Raw genomic sequence first — 15,886 nt, forward strand, 5'->3', positions numbered from 1 at the left:
AGCAGTTTTGTAATATCCGGGAGGAAATATTGTTGAAGACCATAAAAGGCCCCGCCATATTCCTGGCTCAGTTCGCCGGAGATGCAGCGCCATTTAACTCATTCGATGCGATCTGCGAATGGGCGTCGTCGCTCGGCTACAAGGGTGTGCAGATACCCACTTGGGACGGGCGTTTGTTCGATCTTGAAAAGGCATCTGACTCGAAAGACTATGCCGATGAGATAAAAGGCGTTGCCGCCAGTCACGGCCTTGAGATTACAGAACTTTCGACGCACCTTCAGGGGCAACTTGTCGCTGTCCACCCCGCATATGACGCAGCGTTCGATGGATTTGCCGCTCCTGAAGTGCGCGACAATCCGGCGGCGCGGCAGGAATGGGCGGTCGATCAGGTCAAACGCGCGCTACGCGCCTCAAAACACCTTGGCTTGAAAGCGCATGCCACCTTTTCCGGTGCGCTGGCTTGGCCTTATGTTTATCCGTGGCCGCAGCGGCCAGCCGGTCTCGTGGAAACGGCCTTTGATGAACTGGCCAAGCGATGGACACCGCTGCTCGACTATGCCGAGGAGAATGGCGTCGATGTGTGTTATGAGATTCACCCTGGGGAAGATCTGCATGATGGCGTGAGCTACGAGATGTTTCTTGAGCGGGTAAACAATCATTCGCGCGCGAATTTGCTTTACGACCCCTCGCATTTTGTCCTGCAACAACTCGACTATCTCGACTTTATCGACATCTACCATGAGCGCATCCGGGCGTTCCACGTGAAGGATGCTGAGTTCAATCCTACGGGCCGCCAGGGCGTCTATGGTGGATTCCAAAAATGGGTGGACCGGGCAGGACGCTTCCGGTCGCTGGGTGATGGACAAGTCGATTTTGGCGGCATCTTTTCCAAGCTTACGGCCTGCGGTTTCGATAGCTGGGCGGTGTTGGAATGGGAATGCGCACTGAAGCATCCTGAAGATGGGGCGCGCGAAGGTGCCGAGTTCATCAATCACCACATTATCCGTGTGACCGAACATGCGTTCGATGATTTTGCCAATGCGGGGACCGACGATGCGGCCAACCGCATGATGCTCGGCCTGCCCCGGGAGGCATAAATGTCAATCGAAACAAGCAGACGCGATACACCCAGTGGCCAGATCCGACTTGGAATGGTGGGTGGCGGCCAAGGCGCATTCATAGGCGCGGTACATCGCATCGCGGCGAGGATCGACGGTCAATTCGAACTGGTCGCTGGCGCGCTATCATCCGATGCAGAGCGTGCCAAGGCATCGGCAGCGGAACTGGGGATCGCGCCGGATCGAGCATATGGTTCTTTCCAGGAAATGGCCAAGACCGAGGCTGCGCGTGCGGATGGCATCGAGGCCGTTTCAATCGTCACGCCCAATCATATGCATGCACCCGCCGCCCGCGCTTTTCTCGAGGCGGGCATCCATGTCATTTGCGACAAACCGATGACGACGACGAGTGCGGAGGCGCAAGCGTTGGTCGATCTGGTGGCGAGTTCAGGCAAGGTTTTCGTTTTGACCCATAATTATACGGGTTATCCGATGATCCGTCAGGCGCGCGAGATGGTGGAGTGCGGTGAACTGGGCAACATCCGTGTCGTTCAGGTTGAATATCCGCAGGACTGGTTGACCGAGCGTGCAGAACTTTCGGGCAGCAAGCAGGCCGAATGGCGCACCGATCCGAAGCGTTCAGGTGCTGGCGGCGCGATTGGCGATATTGGCACACACGCCTACAACCTTGCCGGGTTCGTTACGGGCCTGGAAACCGACGAACTGCTGGCGCAACTGACGACATTTGCGCCAGGTCGGCTGCTTGATGACGATGTGCAGATATTGCTTCGCTACAAGGGTGGGGCGCGTGGCACGCTGTGGGCAAGCCAGGTGGCGGTTGGCAATGAGAATGGCCTGAAACTGCGCGTATATGGCACCAAGGGCGGGTTGGAGTGGACGCAGGCCGATCCGAACTATCTCTGGTTTACCCGGTTTGGACAGCCAAAGCAGTTGATGACCCGTGCCGGGGCCGGTGCTTTAGCACCGGCAACGAGAGTGTCGCGTGTCCCTGGTGGTCATCCGGAAGGTTATCTGGAGGGATTTGCTACGATCTATACCGAGGCGGCTCGTGCAATTCGCGCTGCGCGCAGTGGAGCCAAGCCCGATGCTGAGGTGATCTTTCCGACTGTTCAGGACGGCCTGGCCGGGATGCAATTCATTGAAGCGGCAGTCGCGTCTTCGAAAGCCGGCAATATCTGGGTGAAGGTCGGATGACGGCGTCTACAGCCACGATTGACACGACGGTGACGCCGCTACTTCAGGCGTCAGGACTGTCTATGTCGTTCGGCCCGGTTCAGGTGCTGGATGACATCAAACTCTCGATCAATGCGGGGGAGGTTCACGCCATTATCGGCGAGAACGGGGCTGGCAAATCGACGCTGATGAAATTGCTCGCAGGACATTTGCAGCCGACACATGGCGAGGTGCGAATAGATGGTCAGGCGGTTACGCTGGCTGGACCGGTTGATGCCGAGCAGCGCGGCATCGTCCTGGTGCATCAGGAAATCCTTCTCGCACCAGACCTCACCGTGGCGCAAAATCTCTACCTTGGGCGCGAGTTGCAAAATGGCGTGGTCGTCAACGACAAGGCGATGAACGAAGGGGCGCGTCAGGCAATCCGTGACCTTGGCGCCGAGATCGATCCCGATGTCGTGGTTGGACGCCTTTCCATTGCGCAAAGACAGCTTGTCCAGATCGCCCGGGTTCTGCTGGTCCCGCATCGTGTTGTGATTTTCGATGAACCGACAGCTTCACTGACGCCGGTTGAAACCGACGCGCTGTTGAAACTTATCGGGAACATTCGCGCCAAGGGGGCTGCGGTTCTCTACATTTCCCATCGTTTGCCTGAAGTGAAGGAAATCGCCGACAAGGTTACGGTGCTGCGAGACGGCAGGCTTGTCGCTACCCATGAGGCGAGCGAGCTGGAGCCGGTCGATATGGCACGGCTGATGGTTGGACGCGATGTTGCCAAGCTATATCCAGACCGCCACGCTGCGGCCGTTCGTGAACCGGTTCTCGAGGTCGAAGGTTTCTCGGTGCCCGGCTATGCGCGACATGCGTCTTTCCGTCTGGGGAAAGGAGAGATTCTCGGATTTGCGGGTCTCGTAGGTGCCGGGCGGACCGAGTTGATGGAAGGTATTGTGGGGCTTCGGCATGGCCGTGGTGCCATTCGGCTCAATGGTGAAGCTGTGCAATTTCCCAATGCCGGGGCCAGTCTGAAAGCGGGTATCGTCTATCTCAGTGAGGACCGGAAGGGAAAAGGTCTTCTTCTTGGTCAGGACATGCGCACGAACCTGACGCTTGCATCAATAGGCAAGTTTGTGCGTGGGTTTCAGATTGACCGGTCGAAAGAACGCGCGGCGCTCGATACCGCACTAGCCGATTTCGATATTCGTGCAGGGCGCAAGGATTTGCTTGCCGGAGAACTTTCCGGTGGCAACCAGCAAAAGCTTCTTCTTGCCAAAATGATGCTGCTCGATCCGGGCATTGTCATCATTGATGAACCGACGCGCGGCATCGACATTGGCAACAAGCAACAGATCTACAAATTCATCGCCTCTCTTGCTGAAGATGGACGCTCGATCATCGTCATTTCATCCGAGATGCCGGAATTGATCGGCATTTGCGATCGGATTCTGGTGATGCGGGCCGGTCACATTGTTGGAGAAGTGGCCAATGAGCACATGAACGAGAACGAGATCGTGGTGCTGGCAACAGGCGTAAAAACCGGGGAGGCCGCATAGCGGATCGATCATGACTGACCTCGCTGCAAACAATATGAAAATCCAGAAGTCGTGGAAGGACGTCGACCTGAGAGCTGTCGCGCCATTCGTGGCGCTGGCGCTTCTTCTGGTGCTTGGCTCTTTCGCCAATCCGAATTTCATCAGTGTCGACAATTTGCTCAACGTCATCACCCGCAGCGCATTCATCGCCGTCATCGCGGTGGGGGCCACCTTCGTCATTTCGGCAGGAGGGCTCGATCTGTCGGTCGGCTCGATGGTGGCGTTCGTTGCCAGCCTGATGATCATGTTCATGAATAGCGGCGTCATTGCTGATCCGGCATTGACGCTTGTCGCGGGCATACTTCTTGCCGTCGTCATAGGTGCGGCTTGCGGTCTGGCAAACGGGTTGATTACGACAGTCGGGCGCATTGAGCCGTTTATCGTGACACTTGGCACCATGGGCATTTTTCGCGGGCTGACGACATGGCTTTCGCAGGGCGGAGCGATCACGTTGCGATCCTCGGACATCCAGAGCCTCTATCGGCCCGCTTATTTCGGCTCGATACTTGGCGTGCCGGTGCCGATTGTCGTCATTGCGGTTACTGCGGCAATCGCTGCCTTCGTGCTTTACCGAACGCGCTATGGCCGCCACGTTCTGGCTGTCGGCTCCAATGAGGACGTTGCGCGCTATTCCGGCATTTCCGTCAATCGCGTGCGCACCATGACCTATGTGATCCAGGGGCTGTGCGTGGCGGTTGCGTGCCTGATCTATGTCCCTCGCCTCGGCTCGACGTCAGCAACGACCGGCTTGATGTGGGAACTTCAGGCCATAACCGCAGTCGTGATAGGCGGCACGGCGCTGCGTGGCGGAGTGGGGCGTATCTGGGGGACCATATGCGGGGCGTTCATCCTCGAAATCGTTGGGAACATCATGCTGCTGTCGAACTTCGTGAGCGAGTATCTGATCGTCGCCATTCAGGGCTCGATCATCATCATCGCCATGCTCGTGCAGCGCTCGTTGATGCGGAAATCGTGAATCGGTCGGGTTAATGGGTCGCCCGGTCTCTGAAACTGAATGACCCAATGACAGGTGGGAGAATGACATGCGCAAACGAATATTAGGCATGGTCGTGGCGATGGCGGCTTTGGTCGGCGTGGCACACGCCCAGGACAAAAAAGTAACGATCGGCGTTTCCATCCCGGCTGCCGACCATGGCTGGACTTCGGGCGTGGTTTTCCATGCCGAACGAGTGGCCAAGCTGTTGATGGAAGAGCATCCGGGCTTGAACGTTATCGTCAAGACTTCACCCGATGCAGCCTCTCAGGCAAACGCGGTTGAAGATCTTGCCATCCAAGGCATCGACGCTCTCGTCATTTTGCCGTCGGACCCCGATCCGCTGGTAAACGCCATCAAGGAGGTCAAATCCAAGAACGTCTTTGTGACGCTGGTCGATCGCGCGCCGAGCGACAATGACAACTCGGTTCGTGATCTCTATGTGGCTGGTAACAATCCAGCCCTTGGGGCAACGGCCGGCGAATACATCAAGGCAAACACCCCGGATGCCCAGGTCGCCGTCATTCGCGGCTTGCCTATTCCAATCGACCAACAACGCCAGGACGGTTTCGATCAGGCTATTGCCGGATCAAACGTCACAGTTCTGGAAAAGCAGTTCGGCAACTGGAACCGCGACGATGCGTTCAAGGTCATGCAGGACTATCTGACCAAATATCCGAAGATCGACGTTGTATGGTGCCAGGATGACGATATGGCAGTTGGCGTGCTTCAGGCTATCGAACAGGCCAAGCGCACCGATATCCAGTATGTCGTGGCCGGTGCCGGTTCAAAGGACATGATCAAGAAAGTGATGGATGGCGACAAGCTCATTCCAGTGGACGTGCTCTATCCACCGGCAATGGTTGGTACGGCGATGGAACTGACCGCAGCGAACTTCTACGATCAGGTTCCGGTTCGTGGCACCTTCATCATGGATGCTACGCTTATCACCAAGGAAAACGCGAAGGATTTCTACTTCCCGGATTCGCCGTTCTGATGCATGGCGCACAAAAATGTGCGACGTTTTTTTGACAACGACATGCATGAAAACAAAGGCTTAAAGCACGCTGTGTGAAACCCGTTAGACGCGATGTGCTTTAAGCTGGATGAACAAGGGGAAGGGTGCCTGTCGCCCTTCCCGATCATCCCGAAATCTTCGCAAACGCCGTGCGGGCGAGCCTTTTGAAGCTGGCCGACTGGCAATGATGCCCATACCGCCTCAATTGAGTTGCGGTATGTGAAAATTATGCGCGGCGCGTCAGCACGAAATTCTGTCCGCTGCCGCTCGTGCAATTCAGCTGGCTGGTCGATACCAACAGGCAATTGAAGCTGATCGGCGATTGCCGGATCAATGACGTGCCAGTGATTTGCACGGAGGTTGGACCCGTCATCGAATAGCTGCCGTCGGCAAGCTTCTGGCCGGTGTCTGTGGCAACTGTCTGGAAGGTGCCGCCGCCGAAAGTGGACAGGCCGGTGCCCTGAGCATCGATCCACGCGCCTTCGACGCCGGTCGGCATGGCGTTCATTCTCGATCCAGGTGGGCGGTTTGTCGTGCAAGCCCCAAGCGCTAATGCTGCAACCGCAGCAAGGCTTGCCGATAGAACTCTGCGCTCAATGTTCATGTGAAAATCTCTCCTCAGTCCGCACCCTTTCCATCGCCCGATTTCCGGGCGATTGCAAGGTGTAGGGGGTAAGCAGATGGGCTGTTATCGGACCAATATGTTGCGAAACTGCCACGGATTCTTCACGTCGAGGTCTTCCTTGAAGAGACCCGGACGCCCGTCCAGCGGTGTCCAATCGGTGAAATAACCTTTCACCGGTCCGAGGTAGGGGGTCTGCACTTCGAGGCAGCGCTTGTAGTTCATTTCGTCTGCCTCGACGATGCCGGCTTCCGGATTTTCCAGCGCCCATACCATTCCCGCAAGCACCGCAGAGGTGACCTGGAGCCCGGTTGCGTTCTGGTAGGGCGCAAGCTTGCGCGCCTGTTCGAGCGACAGTTGAGAACCATACCAATAGGCATTCAGGTCATGCCCGTAGAGCAGCACCCCCAATTCATCGACGCCATCGACAAGTTCGTCTTCATCGAGGACATGCTGGACGGGTTGCGCCTTGCCAGCGGCACCGAACATTTCATGAAGTGACAGAACCGCATCGTTGCATGGATGGTAGGCGTAGTGGCAGGTTGGACGATATTGCACCTTGCCCTTCTTGCCGCGTACGGTGAAGAAATCGGCGATCGATATCGCTTCGTTATGGGTTACGAGGAAGCCGTATTGCGCACCAGGTGTCGGGCACCAGGAGCGCACCCGCGTATTGGCACCGGGTTGTTCCAGGTAGATTCCTGCCTGAGAGCCCTGCTTGTGTTTCCTGGCGTTTTTGGAATCCACTTTTCATGTGTTCCCCAACCAAGCTCAGCCGGTTGCAGGCCTTCCGAAATGAAACCTTCGACCGACCATGTGTTCCAGAACACGTCCATCGGCTTGGGCAGTTTGGTGCGCTGGGTATCGCGTTCGGCAATGTGGATGCCCTTGACGCCTGTTTTTCGCATTAGCTTTGCCCAACCTTCGCGGTCGTGCTCGGCCGGCTCGGAAAAGTCGAGCGCAAGTTCCGTCGCCAGATTGACCAGCGCCTGTTTGACAAACCAGGAAACCATGCCGGGATTGGCTCCGCAGGTTGATACCGCAGTTGGCCCGCCGGGGTGCTTGTGTTTTTCCTTCAGCAGGCTTTCACGCAGCGCATAGTTGGTGCGAGAGGCATTGTCGGCTTTGGTATCGAAATAGAAGCCGAGCCACGGCTCGATGACTGTGTCCACGTAAAGCACACCGAGTTCTCGACAAAGCCGCATCAGGTCTACCGAGCCGGTGTCGACCGACAGGTTCACACAAAAGCCGCGGCCTTCACCTTGTTTCAACAGAGGAGCCAGAAGCTTCTTGTAATTTTTCCGGGTAACGGAATCCTGCACGAAGGCTATGCCACGTTCATCCAATAGCGAACGGTTCTCGTCGCTTGGGTCGATGACGGTCATGCGTGTCTTGTCGAATTTGAAATGACGTTCGATCAGCGGCAGCACTCCCCGGCCGATTGAACCGAAACCGATCATCACGACAGGGCCGGTAATCTCACCGTAGACGGGCCATTTTTCTTTCGCCATTTTTCAGCTAACTCCTTGAACCCACGAGTTTTTGCGACGGAATATTCCAGTATCTCGAAGATTGAACACAGATTAGTGTCACATGCCAGTGAAAACAACCAATGCAGAACTGGCTGACTTGGCTATGTGGTTAATGTTGCGCGGATCAGTCCGCGCAGCGAGTTGCCGACAAATAGCGCGTTGGCTGCCTTGATGGTGTCGGGCGTAATTACTGTTTCGCGCGCGCGGCCCTGTCCGATCAGTTCGGCACGCAAGACACCTGCCAATAAGCCGCAATCGAGGCGCGGCGTTGCCAGCACACCATCGCCAAAATCAACGAAGAGTGTCGAGATGGTTCCCTCGCAAATTTCGCCACGTTCGTTGGTCAGCAGAACTTCGTCGACTTCACTCGCCGGGTATTCGGCGCGTGCCTGAACATAGGCTTCGCGTTGGCTGGTCTTGTGGCGTAGCAGCATGTTTGAGGAGTGGAGTGTCGTGCGGGCAAGTGCAAGTTTCCAGACCTTGTCTTGCAGCATTTGCAGGTGGGGATGGGTGGTTGCGCTGGCAGTGCCGTCGTGTGCCAGAGTGAGCCTGACACGCAGGGCGGTGGCTGATCCGCTGACTGCGTTTTGCAGAGTCATTCCAATCGCTTTGAGATCGCAATTGAAGTCTAACTCCAGAGCGGAAGCCTGGAGGCGGGCCAAATGTCGATCAAGCCGAACCAGACCGGTGCCGGGCTCCCAGCGCATTGTTTCGATCAGGACGAAGCCGGTGCCATGCCGGTCGCGAAGCGTGCTTTCAACAGGCACTCCTTGAACTCCTCACTTGCCGTGGAATCGAACACCACGCCGCCGCCCACATTGTAGACGGCCTCGCCATCCGGGAAGAGTGTGATGGTGCGAATGGCGACGGAAAAACGCATCGTTCCGTTTGGTGCGATCCATCCTATTGCGCCGCAATAAATGTTGCGCGGGACGCTTTCCAGATCATGCAGGATTTCCATCGCCCGGATCTTCGGCGCGCCAGTGATTGATCCGCATGGAAATAGTGCTGCAAATATCTGGCGTATGGTGAGATCGGGCAAGAGCTTCGCATTGACCCGGCTGACCATCTGATGAACGGTAGGATAGGTTTCGATACGAAACAGTTCCGGGACGTCGAGCGTTCCAACTTCGCTGATCAGCGAAATGTCGTTGCGCAAGAGATCGACGATCATCCGGTTCTCGGCCTGGTTCTTCTCATCATTGCGCAGGAAGTCACGCAGCTTCCTGTCTTCGATCTCGTTTGCGCCACGCGGCGCAGTGCCCTTCATCGGGTGCGTCTCGATCAGGCCCTGAGAATCGATTTCAAAGAACAGTTCGGGAGAGCGTGACAATACGAGCGGGCCGCCAAGATTGATCAGCGAACCATATTTTACCGGTTGGCGTTCGGTCAGTGCGTTGAAGGCCGCGAGTGGATCGCCGGACCATGATGCGTTGACCGGAAATGTCAGATTTGCCTGATAGCAATCGCCTTCGCGGATATGGCGGTGCAGGCGCTCGAAATGTCTTTCATAATCGTCATATGTCCAACTGGCTTTTGCGTCAAAGATTGGCCCATTGGTCGGTTGTTCTTGCAAAACTCGCGAGGGGCCATCGGATGGCCCGTCGAAAACGCCGAGGCAAAAAGCGGGGCGCGCCTGCCTTTCGGCAAAAGCGGTGTGAGTTTGGGCTCAAGAAGGTAACCTGCCTCGTAGGAAAAATAACCTGCCAGCCATTTGCCGTCATTGTGGGCTGCTTGTGCTGCGGACAATGCGCTTTCGAAGTCCGCTGCGTCGTCGGGCGCAATGGTCTGTGATGGGCTTTCAAACACAACCTCGCGTCCAGCGAGGTCGTCACGAAAAAGAGCGAAGGGTGAAGCGAACACTTGGGATAACCAGCATGAACCTGCGAATGTGACGGCGCTCTAATCCAGCGCTTCCAGTTCGTCGATCAGACCACCGAGAACATCCAGCCCTATCTGCCAGAAGGCGGGGTCCGTAGCGTCGAGACCGAATGGCTTCAACAATTCGGAATGATGCTTGGTGCCACCGGCGCGCAACATGTCGAAATATTTATCCTGAAAGCCACGTTCGGCATTTTGATAGACGGCATAGAGCGAGTTCACAAGACAGTCACCAAAGGCATAGGCGTAGACGTAGAATGGCGAGTGAATGAAATGCGGGATATAGGCCCAGAATGTTTCGTAACCTTCGCGCAGCCGGATTGCCGGGCCAAGGCTTTCTGCCTGCACTTCCAGCCAGTATTTGCCCAGTTGATCTGACGTCAGTTCGCCGTTCTTGCGCTCGGTGTGGACCTTGCGTTCAAATTCGTAGAAGGCAATCTGGCGCATGACCGTGTTGATCATGTCCTCGACCTTTTGGGCAAGCATCGCCTTGCGTTCGCGCCGGTCCCTGGTTTTGTCGAGCAAGGAGCGGAATGTCAGCATTTCGCCAAAGACGGATGCCGTTTCGGCCAGAGTAAGCGGGGTCGAGGCCATCAAGGTGCCCTGATCGCCGGCAAGCACCTGATGGACGCCGTGGCCAAGTTCATGGGCGAGGGTCATCACATCGCGCGGTTTTCCCATATAGTTCAGCAAAACATAGGGATGCACCGAAGGAACCGTTGGATGGGCGAAAGCACCGGGCGATTTTCCCGGTCTGACAGATGCATCGATCCAGTTGTGATCGAAAAATTTGCGGGCGATGTCTGCCATCTGCGGAGAAAAGCTATGATAGGCCGACAGAACGGTGTTTTTTGCCTCATTCCACCCGATAATTGCCTGCGGGGTTTCGGGCAGGGGCGCATTGCGATCCCAATGGTTCATGGCATCCATGCCAAGCCAGCGCGCCTTCATTGAATAGTAGCGGTGCGACAGACGCGGATAGGCATCGCGCACCGCAGAGGCCAGCGCATCGACGACATCGCGCTCGACGCGGTTGGCGAGGTGGCGCGAATCGGCAATGTCTTCGAAGCCGCGCCAGCGGTCCGAGATTTCCTTGTCCTTGGCAAGTGTATTGGTAATCAGCGTGAAGGTGCGCAGATTGTTGGAAAAGGTAGCGGCCAACGCTTCGGATGCTTGCTGGCGCACCGTGCCATTTGCGTCCTGCAAGCGGTTCAATGTCGGTTCCAGCGCAAGCGATTCACCATCGATGTCGAACCGGAGGTCGGTCATTGTCTCGTCGAAGAGGCGGTTCCAGGCGCCACGGCCGGTAATGGATTTTTCGTGAAATAGCTGTTCAATGCGGTCTTCAAGCTGAAAGGGCTTGTCCTTTCTCAGATCAAGGACCCAGGAGCGGTAGTGACCGAATGCCGGATCTGTCTCCAGTGCATGTTCGATCGCGTCGTCGTCGATGTGGTTCAGTTCCAGCGCGAAAAACAGCAGATGCGCGCTGGCATCCGTCATTTTTTCCTGGATGTCGCCGTAGAGCTTGGCGCGTTTGGGATCTGACGTATCGCCAGCATAAATGAGCCCGGCGTATGAGACGATACGGCCAACCAGTTCTTCCAGTGCTTCATAGGCACGAAGCGCCTCGCCAAGCTTGCCGTCTCCTGCGCGCCCGGCTTCCGTGGCAAGTGTACCTTTCCAGCGACTTTCAAAGGCGATTGCATCTATCGACGCCTGTTCCAGATCCCGCTTTAGCTCGGGCGCTTCCATGCCCGAATAAAGATCGGACAGATTCCACTGTGGCAAACCAATGAGGTCAGTGGTTGTGCCTCCCGCGCTTTCACGTGCTGAAGCTGTGGTCGCAAATTGCCGATCCGAAGCCATGTGCATGACGAAACCTTCTGAATTGAGACAAGCCGGTCAAATCCTAAGGAATTCGTTCACCGGCTTTTTTGAAACCTTGTTTAGAATCCTGTGCCAAGATGATCCATAGGGCAGTTTCCTCAGGTGGGATATTTCGGGCACTCATGACAGGTTCCGTACTTATAGTCGATGACGATCCGGTCCAGCGCAGGTTGCTGGAGGCGGCAGTGGTGAAATTTGGCCACACGGCAATCCTTGCCGATGGCGGCGAAGCCGGCCTTTCGGCAATGGACGGGCCGACCGCGCGCGAGATTTCCGTGGTGATCCTCGATCTTTCCATGCCGGGGCTGGACGGTATCGGGGTGCTGAAAGCAATGCGCGATCGTGGCGTGGAGATTCCCGTCATCGTCCAGACAGCGCAAGGTGGTATCGAGACCGTCGTTTCCGCGATGCGTCATGGTGCATTCGATTTTGTCGTCAAGCCGGCGTCACCGGACCGTCTTCAGACCGCAATTGCCAATGCGCTGAAAGTTGAAGCCGTTGAAGGTGCGGTCAAGCGTTCATCGCGCCGTAGTGCCGGTGTGCTGACATTCAAGGATCTCGTCACCCGTAGCCCGGCGATGGACAAGGTTATCCGTCTTGGCCAGAAGGCGGCGTCGTCCAACATACCTATTCTGATCGAGGGTGAATCTGGCGTCGGCAAGGAGTTGGTGGCCCGTGCCATTCAGGGAACCAGTGATCGGCGCTCGCGCCCATTCGTTACCGTCAATTGTGGCGCTATTCCCGATAGTCTTGTGGAAAGCATTCTGTTCGGTCACGAAAAGGGATCGTTCACCGGCGCGACGGAAAAGCACACCGGCAAGTTTGTCGAAGCGCATTCGGGCACGCTGTTTCTTGATGAAATCGGCGATTTGCCGCTTGACGTGCAGGTCAAACTGTTGCGTGCGGTACAGGACGGGGAAGTCGATCCGGTCGGTGGACGCTCAACCGTGCGCGTCGATATCAGGCTGATTTCGGCGACGCACCGCAATCTCTTGCAGCAGGTCAAAGACAGCAAGTTTCGCGAGGATCTTTTCTATCGACTGAATGTCTATCCCATCTTCGTTCCGCCGTTGCGTGAGCGAAAGGACGATATTCCCCACCTGGTGAAACATTTCATGGATCGGATTGCCCTGACTGATCGCACGCGCTCATTGCAGGGAATTTCGGGGACAGCACTGGCCATACTTAAGGCATATGACTGGCCAGGCAATATTCGGCAATTGGAGAATGCCGTATTCCGGGCAACTGTGTTGTGTGAAGGAGATGTGCTGACGGCTGAGGAATTCCCGCAGATACGGGCGCAGGTCGAAGGTACGGTAAATCTCGACAAACCACGTTTGGCTGAGGACGACGAACATTTGCCGGATGCTACTGATCCTGCACCAAGTGACGACGGCTTGGCGGGTGCTCGGGTTTTTGCCAGCACGCCCGAGCCACATTTCGGTATCCTTCATGCACTTGATGATCGTGGCAATATGAGGTCGCTGGCCGCTGTTGAACTCGAGATGATCAAACTCGCGATCGACCATTATAATGGCCAGATGAGTGAGGTGGCGCGCCGTCTGGGCATTGGCCGTTCGACGCTATATCGCAAGCTCAAGGAATATGGAATCGACCCTGAAACCGGGCGTATGGAACGGCTTGCATCTTGATAGCCCCCTTGCCAAACCTTAGCTCAATGCGTTAAGACCCTGTTAACGTAGCTTAAACGCTCGGTTTACTAAGAAAGTGGATGCGTATTTTTTGCCTGTATGTCGCCACGGTGTTACCGCATTTCGGTTTCAATAAGCGATGATTAACCATTAGGATTGATATTCGGGTATGACTTCACCATATCCGTTTGGGCAAATCCGGGGACAAACGGCAGCCTGCAAGGCCTTTTGATTTGAACAGAATCGAACGACACACAAACGGGCGCTCATTTTACAACGTCTGCACCAGATGGCTGGCAGCGGCGACGTTGATCTTGGGAGTCGTCGTTGCAGCCGCGACATCTGCAAGCGCAGAAACGCGAACGCTCAAATTATACAATCTGCACACGAAAGAGAAGGCGCAAATCGTCTTCAAGCGGAATGGGCGTTACGATAAGGCCGGTCTCAGGAAAGCCAATGTATTCCTGCGCGACTGGCGGCGTAACGAACCGACAAAGATGGATCCGCGCCTGTTGGATCTGATTTGGGAAGCCTACCGCGCGAGCGGTTCCAATGGCTACATCAACGTCATTTGCGGATATCGTTCGCCAGCGACAAATTCGATGTTGCGTAGCCGCAGCCGGGGCGTGGCCAAGAAAAGCCAGCATATGCTCGGCAGGGCGATGGACTTTTATATTCCAGGCGTGCCGCTGAAAAAGCTTCGTGACATCGGTCTCAAGATGCAGGGCGGTGGCGTCGGCTACTATCCGAGATCGGGTTCGCCTTTCGTCCATATGGACGTTGGAAATGTTCGGCATTGGCCGGGCATCAGCCGTCAGGAACTCGCCAGAGTGTTCCCGAATGGCAAGACTTTGCATGTACCAAGTGATGGCAAGCCTTTGCCGGGCTATCAGCAAGCCCTTGCCGCTTATAAATCCCGCAAGAGCAAGGGTTCGCCAGCGATCGCACTTGCCAGTGCAGGTAGCAGCATCAGCAAATCCGGGGGCTGCTTGCAGCATTCTTCGGCGGCGGTGCCGACGAGGAAGAGGACAATGGCGATATCGTTGCCTCGGCAGCAGCGCCCAAAAAGGCGGTCAAGGCCGCACCGGCAGCCAAGAAATTGCCCGGTATTGCTATTGTAGCGCCGGAAAAAGCAAAGCGGGCTGAACTTCCCCAGATTGCCGAGGAAAAGCCCGAGACACCTGAAACCATCATTGCAGCCTTGCCGGCGCGTGCTATTCCGTTACCGGGCTTTGCGCCTCGTCCAAAAGCCGATGTTGGCGTTCAGACACCCGACAACGTACCTTTCGCTGTTGCTGATGCGGGTGATTCGACGGCTTCGGTACAGGCGACGCCTGTGGCGCAAGCACCGACCGATATTCCTTTCGGTTCAGCCAAAGCCGATGCGGCTCAGAACGCGGAAAACTCGGAAGCACCCATCGCCGTTGCCTCCATTGTTCCGCTGCCAACCTGGCGTCCTGATGGCAGTCTCCCAGCGCAGGGGAATGACACGACGACGCTTCTGGCGCTGGCGGCGACTTCGCGCTCAGATGATACGAAGGCGTTTTCCGCACTGCCTTCGCTGCGCCCGGACGACGAAGTCAAGACTTTACTCGAAAAAGCGTCGGCTGAAGAATATCAGGTTGCGTCTTTGTCGAGTGAACGCTCCGCATTCAATGACCCGACCGGTGTCGATGCGGCTACGCCTCGCATGGCTGTGATGAAGCGCTCCGCTGGCTCTGACCCTGCATCAGTGATTGGTGGAACCGTCAAGACGACGCGCAAGGAAGCACGCGCCAAGGCGAGCGACCACAAGCCTGAAGCAAAACCCGTGGTGGTCGCGGCGGCACCAAACTCTGCCCGCTGGGTTCTGCACAGCAATGATTATGTTGCTGAGGTTTCAAACCCCACCACCGCGCCACGCTTTGCCTACAATCTCGTTCGCAGGGCTCCAAGTGAAGTCTATACGGATGGGTTCAAGTCGGGAACCAGGGTGGCCAATGTCAACCATTTCACCGGTATGGCTGTGAACTTCCTGTCGGTAGCGCGTTTCGGACCAAGTAGCTGATAATTTGGGGGCATTGGCCTCTCCTTACGGCAACCGTTCTCTTAAAATGACAAAAACCGCGTCTGGCTGCCAGACGCGGTTCTTTTCTGATAGAATTACCGAGCCGCTCCACCTATTTGTTTTCACGCAATTCCAGGAAGATCGCGGCACACTTTCCCTGAGATTTTCCCAACAACTACTGTTGCAGAATTCAGTTCTGCGGTCATCACGGCCTATGTGGCCCCCCTCTGCCCTGCCAAGTTTGCTCAAGGCGGCATCTCCCCCTCAGGTGGGGAGATCAGCTTTCATTATGTCTTTCGCCAATCACCGACCTTGCGCAACAAGCACCATCAACGGCGATTGGCAATCTCCCCCTTGAGGGGGAGATGTCCGGCAGGACAGAGGGGGCGCGAAGGACGCAAACCTATATGCA

At 56.3% G+C, this 15,886-nt stretch carries 9 protein-coding genes and 3 pseudogenes; 7 read left to right on the forward strand and 5 right to left on the reverse strand.

Features of this window, described 5'->3' with window-relative positions; genetic code table 11:
- Positions 1-32: 32 nt before the first annotated feature.
- The 5 genes from AC0L7S_RS11840 to AC0L7S_RS11860 all read left to right on the forward strand — a co-directional run bounded on the left by AC0L7S_RS11840 (position 33) and on the right by AC0L7S_RS11860 (position 5,832).
- Positions 33-1,097 carry a sugar phosphate isomerase/epimerase family protein gene (locus tag AC0L7S_RS11840; RefSeq protein WP_473471118.1) on the forward strand — a complete coding sequence of 355 codons (1,065 nt, stop codon included), beginning with the start codon at positions 33-35 and terminating at the stop codon, positions 1,095-1,097.
- Positions 1,098-2,273 (forward strand): Gfo/Idh/MocA family protein, encoded by a 1,176-nt coding sequence (locus AC0L7S_RS11845; protein WP_473471120.1) that lies wholly within the window; start codon positions 1,098-1,100, stop codon positions 2,271-2,273.
- Positions 2,270-3,802, forward strand: coding sequence for a sugar ABC transporter ATP-binding protein (locus AC0L7S_RS11850; RefSeq protein ID WP_473471122.1), 1,533 nt, complete (start codon positions 2,270-2,272; stop codon positions 3,800-3,802). Before AC0L7S_RS11845 ends, AC0L7S_RS11850 begins: the two co-directional genes overlap by 4 nt.
- Positions 3,803-3,812: 10 nt before the next feature.
- A complete protein-coding gene (locus AC0L7S_RS11855; protein WP_473471124.1) occupies positions 3,813-4,817 on the forward strand; it encodes an ABC transporter permease in 1,005 nt (334 codons plus the stop codon).
- 67 nt (positions 4,818-4,884) lie between these two features.
- Complete coding sequence (locus AC0L7S_RS11860; RefSeq protein ID WP_473471126.1) at positions 4,885-5,832, forward strand: substrate-binding domain-containing protein; 948 nt, start codon at positions 4,885-4,887, stop codon at positions 5,830-5,832.
- A 247-nt stretch (positions 5,833-6,079) separates the two neighbouring features.
- On the opposite strand, the gene omp10 is transcribed toward AC0L7S_RS11860, so the two are convergent.
- The 5 genes and pseudogenes from omp10 to AC0L7S_RS11885 form a co-directional block, all read right to left on the reverse strand.
- Positions 6,080-6,457: an outer membrane lipoprotein Omp10 gene (gene omp10 / locus AC0L7S_RS11865; RefSeq protein WP_473471128.1), complete on the reverse strand. Its 378-nt coding sequence runs from the start codon at positions 6,455-6,457 to the stop codon at positions 6,080-6,082.
- An 84-nt stretch (positions 6,458-6,541) separates the two neighbouring features.
- Positions 6,542-7,986, reverse strand: a pseudogene (locus AC0L7S_RS11870) (homospermidine synthase).
- A 122-nt stretch (positions 7,987-8,108) separates the two neighbouring features.
- Complete coding sequence (locus tag AC0L7S_RS11875) at positions 8,109-8,774, reverse strand: aminotransferase class IV family protein (protein WP_473471130.1); 666 nt, start codon at positions 8,772-8,774, stop codon at positions 8,109-8,111.
- A pseudogene (locus AC0L7S_RS11880) lies at positions 8,723-9,870 on the reverse strand (aminodeoxychorismate synthase component I). The gene AC0L7S_RS11875 and the pseudogene AC0L7S_RS11880 overlap by 52 nt, the downstream one beginning before the upstream one ends.
- Positions 9,871-9,909: 39 nt before the next feature.
- The gene (locus AC0L7S_RS11885; protein WP_473471131.1) at positions 9,910-11,760 is read right to left on the reverse strand and encodes a M3 family oligoendopeptidase; all 1,851 of its coding nucleotides are present in this window, start codon (positions 11,758-11,760) and stop codon (positions 9,910-9,912) included.
- A gap of 137 nt (positions 11,761-11,897) precedes the next feature.
- Between AC0L7S_RS11885 and AC0L7S_RS11890 the strand changes: the two genes are divergently transcribed.
- Entirely contained in the window at positions 11,898-13,427 is a 1,530-nt protein-coding gene (locus AC0L7S_RS11890) for a sigma-54-dependent transcriptional regulator (protein ID WP_473471133.1), read from the forward strand.
- Between the two features lie 293 nt (positions 13,428-13,720).
- Positions 13,721-15,474 (forward strand): annotated as a pseudogene (gene mepK / locus AC0L7S_RS11895) (peptidoglycan L,D-endopeptidase MepK).
- Positions 15,475-15,886 lie beyond the last annotated feature (412 nt).

It is taken from the genome of Mesorhizobium sp. G2-6-1, assembly GCF_055809095.1.

Bases quoted from the DNA above. Each gene is read 5' to 3' on its own strand.
- AC0L7S_RS11850 (WP_473471122.1), top strand. From the start codon at position 2,270: ATGACGGCGTCTACAGCCACGATTGACACGACGGTGACGCCGCTACTT.
- AC0L7S_RS11860 (WP_473471126.1), top strand. From the start codon at position 4,885: ATGCGCAAACGAATATTAGGCATGGTCGTGGCGATGGCGGCTTTGGTC.
- AC0L7S_RS11885 (WP_473471131.1), bottom strand. From the start codon at position 11,760: ATGCACATGGCTTCGGATCGGCAATTTGCGACCACAGCTTCAGCACGT.
- AC0L7S_RS11845 (WP_473471120.1), top strand. From the start codon at position 1,098: ATGTCAATCGAAACAAGCAGACGCGATACACCCAGTGGCCAGATCCGA.
- AC0L7S_RS11855 (WP_473471124.1), top strand. From the start codon at position 3,813: ATGACTGACCTCGCTGCAAACAATATGAAAATCCAGAAGTCGTGGAAG.
- omp10 (WP_473471128.1), bottom strand. From the start codon at position 6,457: ATGAACATTGAGCGCAGAGTTCTATCGGCAAGCCTTGCTGCGGTTGCA.
- AC0L7S_RS11890 (WP_473471133.1), top strand. From the start codon at position 11,898: ATGACAGGTTCCGTACTTATAGTCGATGACGATCCGGTCCAGCGCAGG.